General features: G+C 56.5%; 2 protein-coding genes. Both read right to left on the reverse strand.

All coding sequences use genetic code 11. The features are described from left to right. Complete coding sequence (gene rfbA, locus EOL86_14175; GenBank protein NCD26719.1) at positions 1-888, reverse strand: glucose-1-phosphate thymidylyltransferase; 888 nt, start codon at positions 886-888, stop codon at positions 1-3. 139 nt (positions 889-1027) lie between these two features. Beyond that, the coding region (locus EOL86_14180) for a hypothetical protein (GenBank protein NCD26720.1) at positions 1028-2017 on the reverse strand (990 nt) is incomplete at its 5' end.

Genomic DNA, 2017 nt, shown 5'->3' on the forward strand with positions numbered 1-2017 from the left:
TTATGCGAAACTCGTGCGTTTTAGAAGGTTGAGCAGGTAGCGGCCGTAGCCGTTCTTGGATAGGGGTTGAGCCAAGCGGGCAACTTGGTCCGCATCGATCCACCCCTGGCGGAAGCAGATTTCTTCGGGGCATGCCACTTTCAGGCCTTGTCTTTTTTCCAGGGTGGCGATGTACATGCTGGCGTCGAGTAAACTGTCATGGGTACCTGTATCCAGCCAAGCATAGCCCCTGCCCATGATTTCCACGCTCAAGCTCTCCTGGTTCAAGTAGATATTGTTCAGATCCGTAATTTCCAATTCGCCCCGTGCCGAAGGTTTGATCGATTTAGCGTGAGTCACCACGTTTTCGTCATAGAAGTATAGGCCTGTCACCGCATAGTTGGATTTGGGCTTGGCGGGTTTTTCCTCCAGCGAGAGCACTCTGCCCGATGCATTGAATTCGGCCACTCCGTAGCGCTCGGGGTCTTGCACGTGGTAGGCGAAGACCGTGGCTCCGTCTGTCCGGGCCATGGCATTTTCCAGCAGGGTTTGCAGATTATGGCCATAGAAGATGTTGTCCCCGAGCACCAGGGCGCAGGGGCTGCCGTTCAAGAAGTCCTCGCCGATGAGAAACGCCTGAGCCAGGCCGTCCGGGCTGGGTTGCACTGCATAGCTGAGCCGGATGCCCCATGCGTTGCCATCGCCAAGCAGTTGTTTAAAGCGTGGCGTGTCCATGGGCGTGGAGATGATCAAAATATCGCGGATGCCCGCCAGGAGCAGAGTCGAAAGCGGGTAGTAAATCATGGGTTTGTCATAGACCGGCAGGAGCTGTTTCGAGACAGCCAGCGTGGCCGGGTGCAGCCGGGTGCCGGAACCTCCGGCGAGGATGATGCCCTTGCGTATGGTCATGGGAAATCCTTGGTGTAGGGGATGCGAATCTCTTGCGGGATTTAGGATAGTTTGGGGAGTGTCCGGAGACATCCAACTCGTGTATTTGCGTGATGCTTTTCTAGGGAGATCCAATCAGCGAGGAATCTGTATTCCCCGGTCACGCTGTCTCCACCCCAAACCCGCTCACGGATCGTGTTTGCCGGGAAAACTCGATGCCTATCAAGTGGATGGTTTGACCCAGGGCGCGGTATTTGTCGGCGTACTTTTTGGACTTGATCTGTTCCAGTGCCCGCCCTTCGGGGCAATCCTCCACGACCTTGAACTCGAAGATAAAGACCGCGTCATCGAAGAGCACGGCCATGTCGATGCGCCCCATGCTTGTCGCGTCTTCCAGCCGGATATCCAGGCCCAGGGCCGCGAAATGGCTATAGAAGACGCTGGCGTAATAGCCCTCGTAACGGGCGATTTCATTTTTGCGATGCCAGTCATGGGGAATGGCGGCAAAGAGACTCTGGAAATGAGACCGCCACATGTCGGCATCCCGCGATTTGAGCACATGCCAGAGCGTGCGGCGGAGGTTCGATTCCAGACTGACGTCACCCAGAAGAGCCCGCGCCAGGCTTTTGTGGACGCTGAGATAAACTTCGCGATTGGGATAGGCGAGGCGATAAAAAATCTCTCCACCCAAATTTTCTCCGCCGGCGAAGGTCAGATAGCCTGTCTGCCACATGAGCGCCTCGGTGGAAATGTGCTCCACGTCAAAAGCCGAAAGGACGCTCGAATCGACTTGAAGGGTTGCCAAGGTCGGCACGAACGTTTTTCGTTCCATGAGCAGTTTGACCAAAAACGTCGGCGTGCCGCTTTCGAACCAATAGGGCGCGAACTGCCGTTTGGAAAAGAGCAGCAGCACATCGAAGGGGTTGTACACGGCCTCGCCCAGCCAGTTATAGCCGTTGTACCAGCGGCGGATTTCCTCCCGGTCCAGGCCTGGCAGTTCCGGGGCGAAAACCGCGTCCAAATCCGTTTCGGTGTAACCGCAGATGGCCGAGTACCGGGCGTCCACGGTAATGTCGTTGAGGTTGTTCAGGCCCGAGAAGATGCCGGCCTTGCTGAATTTGGAGACCCCGGTCAGAAAGGCGAAGCGGAC

This window comes from Deltaproteobacteria bacterium (assembly GCA_009930495.1).
Classification (GTDB): Bacteria; Desulfobacterota; Desulfovibrionia; order Desulfovibrionales; family Desulfomicrobiaceae; genus Desulfomicrobium.

Coding starts and splice junctions, on each gene's coding strand:
- rfbA (NCD26719.1), bottom strand. CDS start 888: ATGACCATACGCAAGGGCATCATCCTCGCCGGAGGTTCCGGCACCCGG.